Source organism: Psychrobacter sp. NPDC078631 (assembly GCF_050268165.1).
Lineage (GTDB): Bacteria > Pseudomonadota > Gammaproteobacteria > Pseudomonadales > Moraxellaceae > Psychrobacter.
Window position 1 is genome coordinate 788239 of the sequence record NZ_JBNNGG010000001.1, and the last position, 15974, is coordinate 804212.

Annotated in this window: 18 protein-coding genes; 8 read left to right on the forward strand and 10 right to left on the reverse strand. The window is 43.2% G+C overall.

What is annotated here, in order from left to right; translation table 11 throughout:
• Positions 1-346 precede the first annotated feature (346 nt).
• Both ACQKCP_RS03165 and ACQKCP_RS03170 read left to right on the forward strand, forming a co-directional pair.
• On the forward strand, positions 347-1210 hold the full coding sequence (locus ACQKCP_RS03165) for an SDR family NAD(P)-dependent oxidoreductase (protein ID WP_427611257.1): 864 nt from the start codon (positions 347-349) through the stop codon (positions 1208-1210).
• Positions 1211-1508: 298 nt separating this feature from the next.
• Positions 1509-2558, forward strand: coding sequence for a zinc-binding alcohol dehydrogenase family protein (locus ACQKCP_RS03170; protein WP_427611664.1), 1050 nt, complete (start codon positions 1509-1511; stop codon positions 2556-2558).
• A 132-nt stretch (positions 2559-2690) separates the two neighbouring features.
• Here ACQKCP_RS03170 and ACQKCP_RS03175 read toward each other — a convergent pair whose 3' ends face one another.
• Positions 2691-3164: a winged helix-turn-helix transcriptional regulator gene (locus tag ACQKCP_RS03175; protein WP_427611258.1), complete on the reverse strand. Its 474-nt coding sequence runs from the start codon at positions 3162-3164 to the stop codon at positions 2691-2693.
• 102 nt (positions 3165-3266) lie between these two features.
• On the opposite strand from ACQKCP_RS03175, the gene ACQKCP_RS03180 reads away from it, so the two are divergent.
• On the forward strand, positions 3267-3995 hold the full coding sequence (locus ACQKCP_RS03180) for an SDR family oxidoreductase (RefSeq protein WP_427611259.1): 729 nt from the start codon (positions 3267-3269) through the stop codon (positions 3993-3995).
• Positions 3996-4059: 64 nt separating this feature from the next.
• Positions 4060-4647, forward strand: a complete 588-nt coding sequence (locus ACQKCP_RS03185) for a 2-hydroxychromene-2-carboxylate isomerase (RefSeq protein WP_427611260.1) — start codon at positions 4060-4062, stop codon at positions 4645-4647.
• Positions 4648-4765: 118 nt separating this feature from the next.
• Here the strand turns inward: ACQKCP_RS03185 and ACQKCP_RS03190 are convergent, their stop codons facing one another.
• Complete coding sequence (locus tag ACQKCP_RS03190; protein WP_427611261.1) at positions 4766-5641, reverse strand: MBL fold metallo-hydrolase; 876 nt, start codon at positions 5639-5641, stop codon at positions 4766-4768.
• 147 nt (positions 5642-5788) lie between these two features.
• Here ACQKCP_RS03190 and ACQKCP_RS03195 point away from each other — a divergent pair, with 147 nt between their 5' ends.
• A complete protein-coding gene (locus ACQKCP_RS03195; protein WP_427611262.1) occupies positions 5789-6682 on the forward strand; it encodes a LysR family transcriptional regulator in 894 nt (297 codons plus the stop codon).
• Positions 6683-6917: 235 nt separating this feature from the next.
• On the opposite strand, the gene ACQKCP_RS03200 is transcribed toward ACQKCP_RS03195, so the two are convergent.
• Positions 6918-8066 carry a DUF1624 domain-containing protein gene (locus ACQKCP_RS03200; protein ID WP_427611263.1) on the reverse strand — a complete coding sequence of 383 codons (1149 nt, stop codon included), beginning with the start codon at positions 8064-8066 and terminating at the stop codon, positions 6918-6920.
• Between the two features lie 160 nt (positions 8067-8226).
• Positions 8227-9201, reverse strand: coding sequence for a hypothetical protein (locus tag ACQKCP_RS03205; protein WP_427611264.1), 975 nt, complete (start codon positions 9199-9201; stop codon positions 8227-8229).
• A 175-nt stretch (positions 9202-9376) separates the two neighbouring features.
• On the opposite strand from ACQKCP_RS03205, the gene ACQKCP_RS03210 reads away from it, so the two are divergent.
• On the forward strand, positions 9377-10291 hold the full coding sequence (locus ACQKCP_RS03210; RefSeq protein WP_427611265.1) for a LysR family transcriptional regulator: 915 nt from the start codon (positions 9377-9379) through the stop codon (positions 10289-10291).
• Positions 10292-10373: 82 nt separating this feature from the next.
• Here the strand turns inward: ACQKCP_RS03210 and ACQKCP_RS03215 are convergent, their stop codons facing one another.
• From ACQKCP_RS03215 to pqqA, 6 genes are all read right to left on the reverse strand, one after another.
• Positions 10374-11429, reverse strand: a complete 1056-nt coding sequence (locus ACQKCP_RS03215) for a dipeptidase (protein ID WP_427611266.1) — start codon at positions 11427-11429, stop codon at positions 10374-10376.
• Positions 11426-12598 carry a pyrroloquinoline quinone biosynthesis protein PqqE gene (pqqE, locus tag ACQKCP_RS03220; protein ID WP_427611267.1) on the reverse strand — a complete coding sequence of 391 codons (1173 nt, stop codon included), beginning with the start codon at positions 12596-12598 and terminating at the stop codon, positions 11426-11428. The genes ACQKCP_RS03215 and pqqE overlap by 4 nt, the downstream gene beginning before the upstream one ends.
• Positions 12595-12891 carry a pyrroloquinoline quinone biosynthesis peptide chaperone PqqD gene (gene pqqD, locus ACQKCP_RS03225; RefSeq protein WP_057760106.1) on the reverse strand — a complete coding sequence of 99 codons (297 nt, stop codon included), beginning with the start codon at positions 12889-12891 and terminating at the stop codon, positions 12595-12597. The genes pqqE and pqqD overlap by 4 nt, the downstream gene beginning before the upstream one ends.
• Entirely contained in the window at positions 12888-13646 is a 759-nt protein-coding gene (gene pqqC / locus ACQKCP_RS03230; protein ID WP_427611268.1) for a pyrroloquinoline-quinone synthase PqqC, read from the reverse strand. The genes pqqD and pqqC overlap by 4 nt, the downstream gene beginning before the upstream one ends.
• Positions 13647-13688: 42 nt before the next feature.
• Entirely contained in the window at positions 13689-14600 is a 912-nt protein-coding gene (gene pqqB, locus ACQKCP_RS03235; protein WP_427611269.1) for a pyrroloquinoline quinone biosynthesis protein PqqB, read from the reverse strand.
• Positions 14601-14671: 71 nt separating this feature from the next.
• Positions 14672-14746, reverse strand: coding sequence for a pyrroloquinoline quinone precursor peptide PqqA (pqqA, locus tag ACQKCP_RS03240; RefSeq protein WP_082894360.1), 75 nt, complete (start codon positions 14744-14746; stop codon positions 14672-14674).
• Between the two features lie 364 nt (positions 14747-15110).
• On the opposite strand from pqqA, the gene ACQKCP_RS03245 reads away from it, so the two are divergent.
• Both ACQKCP_RS03245 and ACQKCP_RS03250 read left to right on the forward strand, forming a co-directional pair.
• A complete protein-coding gene (locus tag ACQKCP_RS03245) occupies positions 15111-15362 on the forward strand; it encodes a hypothetical protein (protein WP_201569055.1) in 252 nt (83 codons plus the stop codon).
• Between the two features lie 255 nt (positions 15363-15617).
• Positions 15618-15863 (forward strand): hypothetical protein, encoded by a 246-nt coding sequence (locus ACQKCP_RS03250; protein ID WP_427611270.1) that lies wholly within the window; start codon positions 15618-15620, stop codon positions 15861-15863.
• The last annotated feature ends 111 nt before the right edge of the window (positions 15864-15974 follow it).

Sequence of the window (15974 nt, forward strand, 5' to 3'; positions counted from 1 at the left end):
CAGTGCTGCAAAAACTGCTCACCCTTGTTAGTAAGGTGGAGTTTGCGCGTCAAGCGGATGAACAATTTGTCCTATTGAGATACGCTAATGGAGGACAGGCCCTCGTTTGAGAAACATCAGACTAAACAGGACGGTTGTATTGTCTCAAATATAACAAACAACCGCTTAGATATCGATCTAAATAACCCATTAAATATAACTAACTTTCAAAATTATATTGAAAGTGTTTTAGGTGATGGCTACTGTTTGACCCACAACACTTTCATTACAATGAGCGCTATCACGATGGATAAAATAGAACAGGTATCCAAAACTGAAACGATAATTCAAACAATAAGGGCGGTTTATGACTCTGAATACCACTAAAACAATTTTAATCACTGGCAGCACAGATGGCATTGGCAAATTGGCAGCGTTAAAACTGGCAGAAGCTGGGCACCAAGTGTACTTGCATGGCCGCGATGCTGACAAACTTTCTAGCGTCATTGCAGAAGTTCAAGCAGTCGCGACAGGCGCAGCAGTAGATAATATTGATGGGTTTGTGGCTGATTTTTCTGATCTAACGGATGTGCTAAAGATGGCAGCAGACGTCAATGAAAAACTGCCAAAGCTTGATGTACTCATAAATAACGCAGGGATTTATACCACGGCATCAGCAATGACTAAAGACGGTTTGGATGTACGTTTCGTAGTCAATTACCTAGCGCCTTATGAGCTGACCAATGCTTTATTACCTTTGCTTAAGCAGTCTGATAAAGCGCGTATCGTGAACTTAAGCTCAGCTGCGCAAGCGTCAATATCTTATCAAGCATTTGCAGGCCAGGCCCGCCTCGATGATAAGGATGCTTATGCCCAAAGTAAGCTGGCACTCACAATGTGGAGTATGGCATTAGCTGACACCGTCACTAGCAACGATATCAATGTCATCGCCGTCAATCCAGGCTCGCTGCTGAACACAAAAATGGTCGATGAGGCGTATGGTCAATATTGGTCATCAGCAGACAAAGGCGCAAATATCCTAGCTGCATTGGCCATCTCAGATGAGTTCGCTGATGATACTGGTAAGTACTTTGATAACGATATAAAAGATGGCGCACATGGCGATGCAAGAGGTAAGTTTGGTCGACCACATGCTGATGCTCTAAACCAAGCAGCCATTGCAGAGCTTGAGCAGCAGACTCAGACTGTATTACAGTCAATCTTTGCATAAGATGCATAAAACTTATATTTATCAGAATCAATAAATTTCGAACAATTAAATCATTACTAGGGCGTGTCTTCATTTCAAAAATGGTGATAAAAATGAGATAAATTGCCGTCAAACGAGGAAAATGGTGCAGATAATATCGGGATATTAACCAGCGATTTGACGATGTTTGGCAAAATTTAGCTATTTTTAGCCCATTTAGATAACTATCGATTGAATTGAAGACACGCCCTAACTACATTCTCAAATTTTATTATTAAAAACTCTCTCATTAAAAACAGGACACAATATTATGCAAACTATCAAAGCCATTGGTTATCAAAACAATCTACCTATCGATAACGAACAATCGCTACAAGACATCACCCTTGATAAGCCAATTGCTTCAGGCCGCGATATTCTAGTGGAAGTGAAAGCCATATCAGTTAATCCAGTAGATTATAAAATCCGTGAAGGGCGACCTGCCGCAGAGGGTGAGTATGCTGTTATTGGTTGGGATGCTGCCGGTACTGTGACGGCTGTCGGTGAAGACGTCAGTTTATTCTCGGTAGGCGACAACGTCTATTATGCTGGAGATTTGACCCGTTCAGGCAGCAATGCTGAATATCAGTTGGTCGATGAGCGTATCGTTGGACACATGCCAGCCTCTTTGTTTTTCGCTGAGGCAGCGGCATTACCACTCACGACGATTACAGCTTGGGAGATGTTATTTGACCGTTTACAAGTGCCTGTCTCTGATAGCGCAGCGAATGACAGCGATAGTAGCGAGGATGCTAATAACGTCTCAGTATTGGTCATTGGCGCAGCGGGCGGTGTTGGATCTATCTTAACTCAGTTATTAAAGACAAGAACGTCTGCCACGATTATTGGTACGGCTTCGAGAGATGAGAGCGTGCAGTGGCTCAAAGATTTGGGTGCTGATCATGTTATCAATCACCGCAACCCATTGTCTGATGAACTACAAAAAACAGGTATTGCTGAAGTAGACTACGTGGTGAGTCTCAATAATACTGAAGATCATTATGAAGAAATAATTAAATGCTTAAAGCCGCAAGGTAAGCTTGGACTGATTGATGATCCAAAATCACTAGATGCCAACCCTCTTAAAACCAAAAGCTTAAGTCTGCATTGGGAGTTTATGTTTGCACGCTCAATGTTCAACACGCCAGATATGATTGAACAGCATCATTTATTAAATGCGGTGGCAAAATTGATTGATGCAGGCGAGATCAAAACCACAGTTGCTCACAATCTTGGTACGATCACTGCTGAACACCTACGCAGTGCGCACCAAATGCTAGAAAAACAGCAAGCGCATGGCAAGATTGTATTAGAAGGCTGGTCTGCATAACGCCTTTTAGATTAATAGTTAACGAGGGTTCGGAACACTTTAGGCTGAAGTACGGTACAGCCGTAAAAGGTTACATCTTTTAAATAAAGTGTTCTGATATCTAGCTCTAATGGCTTATAAACCGCTATTAAGTTAAATACTCACTTCATCATTACCGATCCATTTGGGTCCTATTTTAACCTCAATATCACGTGCGGTAACGGCTTCAGCGCACTCGGAGCATACTGTCACAGGATGCATAATGTGACCACATGCCTTGTGTCTATGCAATAGCGGTGCCCCGCGTTCATCAGCCATGTATTTATCACCCCAACTGACCAACGCCAGTACGATAGAGTGCAAATCTAATCCACATTCTGTCAGTCTATATTCCTCACGTAGCGGCCGCTGCTGATAGGCGACTTTTTTTAAAATATCGTATTCAACCAGTTTGCGAAGCCGGTTAGATAGGATATGGCGTGTAATGCCCAAGCGTTGCTCAAATACGTCGAATCGTCTGACTCCCAAAAAACAATCACGTAAAATCATGAGCGTCCAACGATCACCAATGACTGCTAAAGTGCGAGCCACCGAGCAAGACTGTTGGTCCAGTTCATCCCAGCGCATAGGTTATCTCCTTTATCGTTAAGTCATAGGTTAGCTTGACAGGGTCCAAAAATAAAGCTATGTTTTTGTTAGTTCTAAAAAGGAACCTATAAGGAAATAGACATGAACAGAGCACCCGTAGCAGTTGTAATTGGCGCAGGCGATGCCACTGGCAGTGCTGTTGCTAGACGTTTTGCGCGAGAAGGTTTTACTTTGTGTGTGACCAGAAGGACTGTTGAGAAGCTAGAGGCATTAGTCAGTGATATCGAAGCGGCTGGAGGAGTAGTCAAGCCATTTGGTTGTGATGCGCGTATCGAGCAAGAGATGGTTGAGCTGTTTGCTCATATTGAAAAAGACATTGGGCCGATTGAAGTAGTGGTGTTTAACATCGGGGCAAACGTTCATTTCTCCATCTTAGATACGACAGAAAGGGTCTATCGAAAAGTGTGGGAGATGGGTGCCTTGGCTGGATTTTTGACAGGTAGAGAAGCGGCAAAAGTTATGATTCCACGTGCGAGGGGGACAATTATTTTTACGGGTGCAACAGCGTCTTTACGCGGTAGTAAAGGTTTTTCGGCTTTTGCTAGCGCTAAGTTTGCTCTGCGGGCATTGGCACAAAGCATGGCGCGAGAGTTGGGGCCAAAGGGCATCCATGTCGCACACCCTATCATTGACGGCGCCATTGATACTGATTTTATTCGTGACAACTTTCCCGAGCGTTATGAGCTCAAAGACCAAGACGGTATTTTAAATCCAGAACATATCGCTGAGCAGTATTGGCAGTTGCACTGTCAGCCAAGAGATAGCTGGACACATGAGCTGGATTTACGCCCATGGATGGAAACTTTTTGATCTTATCTAATTAATAACCATCAAAATTTTAATGGACTTTTAATCTATTGCAAGGAATGCCAAGATGAGTAAACAAGTAGAGTTTTTCTTTGATGTGGGTAGCCCAGCCAGTTACTTGGCATGGACTCAATTAGCGAGTATCGCGCAGCGCCACAATGCCGAGGTCGTTTGGCGACCTATGTTACTTGGCGCAGTGTTTCAAGCCGTTGGTAATACCTCACCAGCTGCCGTACCTGCTAAAGGCGCTTATATGCTCAAAGACCTTAAGCGTTTTTCAGCCATCTATGACGTGCCTTTTCGCTTCAATCCATTTTTCCCAGTCAATACGATGCAGCTTATGCGCGGTGTTACCGCTTATTTGGGGACACCTAAATTTGAGAGTTATTTATCAGCTGTCTTTAATGGGCTATGGGCTGAAAAGTTAAATATGGAATCACCAGAAGTCGTGGCTGAGGTTTTGTCGAAAGTAGGCATTGATGTGACTGATTTTATGGCGCGTATTAGTGAGCCTGAGGTCAAGGCGCGTTTAAAATCTAGTACCGAAGAAGCAGTAGCACGAGGGGTGTTTGGGGCACCAAGCTTCTTTGTAAATGGTGAAATGTTCTTTGGTCAGGACCGTTTGAGCTTTGTTGAAGATGCTTTGAGAGACTGAGATCATTAAAAGTACTGGCGTATGCTGATTGACCAAGCATTCATACGCCAGCACTTTGACACCTGTATTTTGCTAACAGACTTATCAAATAATGATATTTCTATCTAATAGTCCGTATTTACCACTTCATTTCACCTGTATTTACTTTACTGCCTATTTGTAAATTAGTATCCCCAGATAACGCGGGATAAGCTGCTTCCATAGTAGAAATCACCTTTTCTGACTGCTTGGAGTCTTGCTTTTTTGCCTCATCCAGTGCTTGCTCAAAAGTTTTTAGATAACTGAGAGTGAAATCAACAGCATAGTCTTTTTTGAGTAGGTTGCCCGAATAGTGACCTGGTATCACAAGGTTTGGCTCTAATTGCTTCATTTGTTCCAATGATTGCATCCACTCGCTACGAGCTTCTTTAGTTTGGGTATCAGCAGTCCACACATGCATACCTGATGTTACCGACACACCGCCGAACACAGTTTTTGACTCTGGTACCCACATGTATGCTTGATGGGTTCCCATCTCTTTGATTTCAATTTTGTGACCTTCTAGGGTCAGTGTAGACTGATCAAGGGTTTGCGGTACTGTGATCTTGGTAGGCGCATGCTTGCCAAGGATTGGACCCCAATGTTTTAATTTTGCATCTTTAGTCGCCTCAATGTGTTCAATAATCGAAGGGCTAGACATAACCTTCACATTAGGGAAGGCTTTGACTAAAGGCTGAAGACCGAAATAGTAATCTGGATCGCCTGCCGTGATATAAATCATTTTTAGGTCTTTATTGCTTTTTTTGATCATATCAACCAATGCTTCACCATCTTTGACACTAAACTGTGCATCGAACAAAATAGCATCTTTCTCGCCACTTGCCAGCACAGAAACCACTGGGAAAATAGCATTTTGATCAGGTTTATATGCTTGTAGTTGTAGGTCGGCTGCGTTTGCTTGGGTTGCAAGCAGTAGGGCACTGGCCGCCATAGAAGCTGTCATTAATTTTTTCATAATCTACCTGTATTTTCATTTGAGTAAATAGACCGCGTTGATGGCGGTATTCGTTGTTAATGGCTATTCTATTCGATTGTATTTCGTTTAAATACGCTATAATTCGGTATTTACTGTTTCAGTTTTCGCGCAAATAAGGATGAAGAGATGGATAGGCTGACCGCGTTACAGGTGTTTGTCACGATCGTCGAACAAGGTAGCTTGAGCCGTGCCGCGGACAATTTAGACATGTCTAGAGCTAAGGTAACGCGCTATCTGACAGAGCTTGAGAGCTGGATGGATATGCGCTTATTACATCGCACGACTCGAAGTCTGAGCCTCACTGCACCTGGTGAGCAGACTCTTGAGGTGGCGTACCAGTTGCTTGAATTGACTGACTCGTTGGATCAGATACGTAATCAAAACACTTTGGAGCTAAAAGGTCAGCTGCGAATAACTGCCAGCTTTTCGCTAATTGATAGCCTTTTAATGGATGTGGTTGGTCGCTTTGTTTCTCACTGGCCGCAAACAGCGATTGATATTCTTACCACTGATGATTCGGTCAATTTAGTTGATGCCCGTATTGACTTGGCGATTCGTATCACCAATGACTTGGAGCCAAATGTCGTTGCCAGACGTATCGGTGAGTGCCACTCTATCGTATGTGCTACACCTGAGTATTTACAAAGGCGTGGCAGACCTACAGATGTACAGTCGCTTGTACATCACAACTGTCTATCATTTGCGTATTTCGGACGGTCGGCATGGGTGTTTGATGGGCCAAATGGTCCAGAGTCTGTTCCTATCTCTGGCAATATCAGCGCCAATATCTCTGAAGTCTTGCTCTCTGCCACATTGCGTGGACATGGCATTAGCTTACAGCCATCTGGCGCAGTCAAATCTTTGATTGCATCTGGACAACTTATTGAGTTATTGCCTGAATGGAAACCTAAAACTTTGGGTGTGTATGTGGTTTATGCCAATCGAAAGCAGGTGACACCACTACAAAGAAAGTTTATTGATTTTCTCGCCGAAGAAATAAAGCGTTCACCTTATTGGTAGCAAGTAATGGATAGATCGGAATGTTTGTTTATACTATTTTAAACATAATAAAGTAGATTAATAAGAAATTTTATTAAAAAACGTCAGAAACTCAAACGGTCAATAGCAACGTTAAAATGATGCTTATTGACCATTTAATAAGGTTTAGACTTCGCTATATCTCATATAGGACGGCCAAGCCTGCTAAAAGGATTGTTGTTCTTTCATATAGTTCTTATATCGTTGGGAGCTATCGCTATAAATACTTGAGGATAGTAATGTGCTTATTACTATGTTTGAATTTGGCAAAAGCACGCATTAAAGGATACAGTAAAATGCTCAGTGCAATCGCAATGAACCAAAGTGTACTGACGTTATTTACACCAAAATATTCTCCATGCGTCATACCGAACTGTTGAACGGCAAATACATACAGCAGTTTCAATACATAGAGATGTACGATATAAAAAAACATTGGCACAGAACCGATGACTACCAGTGGTTTTATCCATAATTTGGTTTCAATTTTTTGGAGCATCACTAATAAAACCAGTCCTATGCCCACATTCCACAATATAAAGAGTAACGATGATGGATATTTGGTGAGATTCATAAAGCTCATGAAGGTTCCACTCAGAGTGGGCATCATCAGCCATGCTTGATCGCCGTATACATTGGCCAGTCGCAGTACCACAAATAACGCGATACTCACCATGCCAAATGTAAGTAACGTACGATTTCTCTTTTGCACAGATGTAGAGTCACCGAACACAGATGTACCGATACAGTAGCCCAGTATGATAACGCCAATCCAAGGCAGTACAGGATAAGAGGTTCTAAAACGAATCACCTCACCAAACTCAATCCAGCCGCGTTCATGAAGTATCAGCCACAGTTGATGGACGATAGGAATGTCGGCAAAGGAGACGGTATCTAATAAATTGTGCCCAAATATAATCACCAAGCTGAGTAGCCACAGCCACTTTTTAGGCAGGCCAATAACTGCTGAGAGCGCAATCATACTGAAGCCAATCGCCCATATCACTTGGAGGTAAACTACATCGGGTGGAAATTGTGCTGTCCAAGCAAAGTTAATTACAATCAGCTCCAGAAACACCAAAAAAAGCCCGCGTTTGATTAAAAATTCGCGGGTCATTTGAATACTATTGTGTTTGTGTTGGTACAAATAAGCAGACAGTCCCGTCAGTAACACAAAAACAGGTGCACATAAATGGGCAATCATTCGGCTGAAAAATAGTGGTTCATCTGTTCCTGGTATCAGCATTGGATCAGGAACTTGATGGTGTAAGTAAAAGGTTTCTCGAACATGATCCACCATCATAATGAGCATTACAAGCCCTCGAAGTGCGTCAATCGCTTGTAACCGTTGAAAAGGTGTCGCCATACAATAACCTTTGTATAATTAAAATGAAACATTATAACATATCAATTATTAGCTATTATTCATTTAAGTGCGCATCTTCGTAGAGGTACTCGCTCATTTGGATGTTTATGCTTGTCTTAACCTTTTATGCTGTGTTTGACCTAACGATAGCGTACCGCTGTTAAAACGGCGCGAAATTATCAGGCTGACTGTGCGTAGCAGTCCAACGTTGATTGGCATCAATATGACTATTAAGCCCAACTCCTCGTGGTACTTGCATATTATCGCCATACAGCCAAAGCACCATATTGGTACGTTTGCCACTGGTGATTGGATGTGCGGCGTGTGGCACCGAGCCTCTATGAATAATCGCCATGCCAGGCTTAAAGATGGCACGTTTGGTTTGCCCTAAATGGCGATCGACAAAGTCGACTTCTGATCCAGTAAAGTCTTCGCCTGGCAGATTTAGGTTAATATTCATAGTCACCGCTGAAGCATCAGTATGAAGTTGTAGCGATGTGTCGCCTGTCGGCTGGTATTGAATTGAGAACCCAAAGGTCTGAGTGTCATAGCCATAAACATTGGCAAATAACAACCGAGCGATAGGGCGCATATATTGATTCATGACTTTATAATAAAACGCCTGAAAATTAGGGGTGGCCAAATAGCCTAGCGAGCGCGCATCTAGCATGGCGCCATTACTGTTCAATGCGATACCATAAGGAGGACGTATGGGAATGTTAGCGTCTGCGATTGCTTGCAGATAACGGCGCAGCGTTGACAGTTGTGTTGGGTCAAAGAGTTGCCCCTGATATACGTCAGGTAGTATCTCTTGCCATAAATTTTTAACAGCCATCTCCGTAGAAGGAGTGCGCCATGCTTGCGTCACTGCATCACGTAAAGTTGGATCAAATAATGAGTCATCAAGTACAGGCAAGTCATGCTCAGTGGTTTCCCACTCTGCCCATGCTTGCTCTAGTAACTGGCTGTTTTGATTCCAGAAATGCTCTACAGATGGTGCACGTCTAAGCATGTCTGATTTTGAAGGTAGTGGTAAGTTGCGTGCTTGCTGTAGTGCGCTCTGTTGATTATCTCCATCATGGTCGCTATGGTGTTGAGTACCCTGTGTGCTCGTAGGCCGTATTATAGTATCCATCGTGTCTCTCCAAATGTGTGAATAAACCTTGTAGGTGCATGCTACTATAATTAATGATTTTGATAATCAGCAGGTTTAGAGAAACAGTTTCAATAATTTTTATATAATGATGAGGCTAGCAGCAGCAAGCGATGGTGGTTGCTAAGTTAGACGTTAATTGAGCGAAGGCATGACGATGAAAAATTTGCAGGATTTACGTATTTTTATTGAGACCGCTCGCTTAGGTAGCCTATCTGCCTGTGCTCGGCACTTAGATCTGTCGCCTGCAGTTGTGAGTGCAGCGGTCAAGCGATTAGAAGCGGAAATTGAGACGGTATTATTTGTTCGCTCTACTCGTAGGCTGCGTCTAACTAGCAAGGGGGAGCAATATTTAAAGCATTGCCGAGATGCGGTGGCTATCTTAGACAACGCTTATGCAGGACTACATGACAATGATGCTGAACTGACGGGTACCATTCGACTGTCGGCATCATCAGATTTGGGACGAAACTTAATTTTGCCGTGGTTGGACGATTTTATAGACATTCACCCAAAAGTGACGGTGCAGCTACATATGTCAGACAGCTATGTGGACTTGTACGGTCAGCAGATTGATTTGGCACTACGTTACGGCGCACCCAAAGATTCATCACTGGTCGCATTACCCATAGTGTTGAATAATTGCCCTATACTGTGTGCGTCAAAGGAGTATTTGAGCAAAATTGATAAGGATATCGGTATCCCAAAAGTGCCGGAAGATTTGTCGCAGCATAATTGCTTACATTTGGGTCATGATGAAAAATATTTGAGTGAGTGGACTTTTGAGAAAGCGGGAAAGACTAAACGTGTGGCAGTGGATGGCAATCGCAGAAGTAAAGACGGTGACGTTGTACGCCGCTGGGCAGTGGCGGGCAAAGGCATCGCATTAAAGTCTCAGTTAGATATAGCCGGCGATTTAAAGGCAGGAAGACTTGTCGAGGTAGAGTTGGACGGCTGGCAAGTGGCCAACTATCCGCTGTATTTGATTTGTCCAGAACGGCGCTTAATCGATCCATTGTTTAATGCGGTCAAAGAATACTTGATTGAACGGGTAGAGCAGGTATTAAGGTAAAACGAGAACTAATGATTACCCTGTTTGCTCAGACGAGCAAAACAGTACTCCCTAGACAATGGTTACTTGATGGGTATTGTCATTATTGCCATATTTTATCAAGCACCGTAAACCAGTTTTTTGACGTCACCTTTTCAATAAGTTGATTTGAGAAGTGACGTTGTTGCATCCGCTCAATCAGCATGGAGATTTGACTGATATCAGATAACTCATCAGGTAGTAGACAACCATCGAAATCAGAACCAAACCCAACGTGATCTTCTCCTAGATGGTCGATCAGATAATCAAGATGGTCAACAATCACATCAAGTGAGGTGTGCGTATTACGTTGCCCATCTGCACGAAGGAACGCCACATCGAAATTCACCCCAACCAAACCATCACTTTGTTTAATAGCAGCCAGCTGTTGATCGGTTAAGTTCCGTGCTTGCTGACAGAGAGCATGTGCATTGGAGTGTGTTGCAACAATAGGCTGGCAAGCAATCTCTAGCGTATCCCAAAAAGCACGCTCATTCATATGCGACACATCGATCAGCATATGCTTTTCACTGCATTTAAGAATGAGGTCTTTACCTTGAGTCGTAAGCCCAGCTCCCGTATCTGGAGAATGCGGAAAGGAGGCATTCAAGCCATCACCGAAAAGGCTCTTTCTATTCCATAGTGGGCCAATGCTTCTGAGTCCGGCATCATAAAACACATCTAGCAGTTCAGGCTGTATGGCTAAAAACTCAGCACCTTCAAGATGCAAAACGATAGCCAGTTGTTGATTCTGCTGACAGGCCTGAATTTGTTCTAACGAGGTGCAAATCTGAATCTGACCGTCAGATCTTGCCTCTAGTTGCTGGGCTAGTTTCAATTGCGCACAGCAGATATCGACGATTTCTTGCGGAGTGAAGTCTGAATGTGAGGGATTGGCTAATTTGTCAGGATGGTTGTTTTTCACATAAGCATAGGGCGGCAGGAAAATAGAAAATAATCCGCCCATCCAATTCGCTTCTTTGCAGCGTTGTAAATCCAAATGTCCCGGTAACGTACCATAAATGAAATCATGTACCGGATCGGCAGCTGAACTTAGCCAAAGGCGAGTCAATAGATCGTTATGTCCATCAAATATCACAGGCTTAGTATTAGCATTCATATTTCACCTGTTACCATACGAGTAGGAATCAATTTGTCTTTATTCAGCTGTTTGTTACTCAGTGATTTAGAATTCTTTGGATTACGAAAGCGCAGTTCTTCAAAAGGTACAGGCGTCTCGCTGTTGATACGTGCCTCCTCAATCAGGTAGTGATAAGGCGATTTGCCACAGACAGGATCGGCGTTTTTGGCATCCCCAGTTAGCATAAACGCTTGGCAACGACAGCCACCATAATCGCGTTCTTTATCGGGGCAGCTTTGGCACATGTCAGGCATCCAGTCATCACCGCGAAACTGATTGAAACTGGCAGATTCATACCAAATATCTGACAGTGGTGTATGTCGTACATTAGGAAACTGTATTGGCATTTTTCTGGCAGCATGGCAAGGTAGGGCTGTACCGTCTGGTGCCACTGTTAAGAAAATCTTGCCCCAGCCATCCATACAGGGCTTTGGACGTTCTTCATAATAATCAGGCACCACGAAAATAAGTTTGCACTTGATACCACGTTCTTCAATCTGCTTACGGTATTCATTGGTAATGCGTTCGGCTCGGACCACTTGCGCTTTGGTTGGTAGTAAACCCTCTATATTTTCAAATGCCCAACCATAAAACTGACAAATAGCCAGTTCGACCGTGTCGGCTTCCAGCTCTAAGCACAGCTCAATAATCTGGTCAATCTGATCGATGTTTTGCCGATGAATGACAAAGTTGAGCACCATCGGGTAATCGTACTGTTTGACCAGACGTGACATCTCATACTTTTGCTCAAAGGCATGCTTCGAACCTGCTAAGGCATTGTTCACCGTTGGATCACTGGCTTGGAAGCTGATCTGGATATGCTGAAGGCCAGCTTCTTTTAAACGTGCAATCCTAGCCTCAGTAAGCCCCATACCTGACGTGATTAAGTTGGTATAAAAACCTTGGTTATGCGCATAAGCGACCAACTCTTCTAGGTCTTGACGAACCAGTGGTTCACCGCCAGAAAAACCAAGCTGCACCGCACCCATTTGCCGTGCCTGATCAAACACATCAAACCATTCTTGGGTCGTTAGCTCCTGCTTATACTGAGCATAATCAATGGGGTTTGAGCAGTAAGGGCATTGTAAGGGGCAACGATAGGTCAGCTCAGCAAGTAACCATAGCGGTAGCCCGACTGGCGCAGTCATACTAAATCAATCCAATGTTCACGCTGGGCAACCAGCATATATTCAATGATGTCTTGCTCGATTTCAGGGATATCACCAAACATGGCTTGCACCTTTTGAATAATATCAGCAATAGACGCTTGACCATCAATATGCTGCCCGATGATGCTCGCACTGTCATTGAGCTTAATCATGCCTTCAGGGTACAGTAAGACATACGCATTTTGCGCAGGCTCAAACTGAAAACGATAACCGTGACGCCATACCGGTACGATGGATTGATCCAGCTCAGGTAAACTAGCAGGTATACTCATTTGAACAATCCTTTATGCCAGACATGGTCAGTGGTGACGCTTTGATAAGGGGCTTGATTATGCACGTAGGCCAAGCTCAATGCATCCAAAATCGTCCATAAGATATCGAGTTTAAACTGTAATATCTCTAGCATTCGCTCTTGCTGCTCTGCCGTTTTGAATGAGTCGAGTGTGATGGTCAGACCATGCTCAACATCGCGGCGCGCTTGACTCAAGCGCGAGCGGAAATAGGTATAGCCTTGATCTTTTATCCAAGGGTAATGCTTGGGCCAAGACTCTAAACGCGATTGGTGAATCTGCGGAGCAAATAGCTCAGTCAGTGAGCTACTGGCGGCTTCTCGCCATGACGTCCGCCGCGCAAAGTTCACATAAGCATCCACGGCAAAACGCACACCCGGTAGCACCAGCTCTTCAGAAATCACCTGCTCACGAGTTAGACCGACTGCTTCTGCCAGACCCAACCACGCTTCACGACCGCCGCCGTCAGGATAGACGCCATCTTGATCAATCATGCGTTGAATCCACTCTTGACGCACGCGCTGATCAGGACAGTTTGCCATAATAGCCGCGTCTTTCAATGGGATATTGATCTGATAATAAAAACGGTTGGCGACCCACGCTTGGATTTGCTGCTGTGTCGCTTTGCCTTCATGCATCATGATATGAAAGGGATGGTAAATATGATAGTACTGACCTTTAGCCATAATCGCTTGTTCAAACGCTTCTGGGCTTAGCGCTGTGTTTTCTTCTTGCATTGTTCTCACCTTACGATTGCTATCTTTGCCTTACCGTTTGTATTAAAGCTCAATCTGCATCCCATCAAATGCTACTTCAACACCATGTTGTTTTAATGTCGCAGCCTGTTCAGATTGTTCATTCAATATCGGATTGGTGTTATTGATATGGATCAGCACCTTACGAGAGTTATCGAGCTGATCTAGATAATGCAACGAGCCATCTTCACCGCTAATATGCAAATGTCCCATGTCTTGGCCGGTTTTTGTACCGACGCCGCAATCTTGCATCTCATTATCCGTCCATAGGGTGCCGTCAATCATCACGCAATCAGAGGCGTGCATGATCTGCATAACGTTATCGTCAATTTTGCCCAAACCTGGGGCATAAAAGAGTTGTTTTTGTGTTTTTAAATCTTTCACAATTAGGGCAATATTATCGCCATCATGCGGATCATTACGGTGCGGGGAGTAGGGCGGTGCTGAGCTTCTAATCACCAGAGGCGTCAGCTCTAAATTGCTGTAGCCGTCAATTTGAAAGCTCTGTTTTGGATCGATTTGATTATATTGTAGACCCCCATTCCAGTGCTTTAACATATTAAACAGTGGAAAACCTGTACTGAGGTCTTGATGCACCATGTCCGTACACCAAACAGGCATTGGACAGCCTTCACGTAGGGTCAACAGGCCGGTCGTATGGTCAAGTTGACTGTCCATCAACACCACATCTGTGATACCTGTGTCTCTTAAGTTACGTGCGGGCTGAGCTGCCTTAAATTCAAATAACTGTTGGCGAATATCAGGGGACGCATTGAATAAGATCCAATCTATACCATTTTCTGATATGGCGATTGAGGATTGGGTACGGGTCTTTGCCTGAATCGTGCCTTGACGCACACCGTGGCAATTATCGCAATTGCAATTCCACTGTGGAAAACCACCACCCGCAGCTGAGCCTAAAACGTGAATATACATAAATCAATATTTCCAAAAAAATAAAAGCCCTAATCATCTAGGGCTTTTAATGGATTGAGTGCTAATGAGTTTTAGCGTGCTTCGAAATACATAGTAACTTCGAAACCGATACGAATGTCTTGAAAAGCTGGTTTAGTCCACTGCATGGGATTACTCCGGAACGATCTTACTATTTAAGAAGTAAGATTAATAAAGTTAATGAGTGATAAAGGGTAGTATAAGCTGCCCCCCGCTGTCAATTTCTTAGATGTTAGTAAAGCGTTAACGAGCATCGATTAAGCAGTCTTTTATAGCACAAATGAAAGCCGGTTTATCATACCGAAAAGACAGTATATCGAGCATAAGATTAAAAATATCTTTGAATAGTTTGAGCATAAATTCTAACTATAAAAAATCTGCTCGAGGGAAGTCAGGTGTATTTCGAGAACTTATGAGTTATACAGATATATTGCAAAAACCGAATTTATCTATAAAGTAATAGGTTAACTTGATAGATACTGGAGCCTGAAGATGATTGCTGAATTACAAGGCAGTGAGTTAACCAAAGCAATCTTGGAAAATGTCAGCAACTATGTATGGTGTGCTGTCAGCAACGTTAGCGATGATTATGCTGTAGCAACTATAGATAATGGTTACTACGAATTATTGGTTCCTATTGTAGCTTTCAATAACGATCAGTTCGTTTGTGATAAAGGTGATCTATGGGAGTACGCTGTCTCAGTAAAGAGAGTGGCACTTACTCATGATGATGTAGGGCTATAACTCATTATTAGTATAATGACTGTTACGTTCTACATACAGATTAGTCTTACAGCCTATGCATGAAAATCTACCATCTGTCTACAACTTCTTGTTCTAGCTGACAATACATCTGTACTATCTATTTATAAGCTCATCTGTCTAACCATCAATATTTTGCAACGATAGATAAAATAGGTTCGAAGATGCTCAAGTGATTGCTGTTACAAAACCGCTTGTTTAGCTTACTAATCATTGTCATTGAATAGGAGTAACAACATGGATACGGTAATTGTTGGAAGCGAACTAACTCGTTCAATGCTTGAGGACGGTCATAAAAATATATGGTGTGCTGTAAGTGATGAGAGTGATGAGAACGCTCTAGAAGATCAGGTAGGTAATGACTTCACATCTCGCATTGTGGCTTTTGAAGATGGCCAGTTCTATTGTACGGGCGGTATGCCTTGGAAATATGCAGTGCCAATTGAGATAGTGGCATTGACGCGATATGACTTTTCTTTTTAGTGAACAAACATCACTTAGATAGGTTCGGATAGTCATCGCCGAAAATAAACCCTAATAGTAAGATATTTAGTTAGATAAAAATGCGTGACTGATAAGGCCATTCAAGCGATG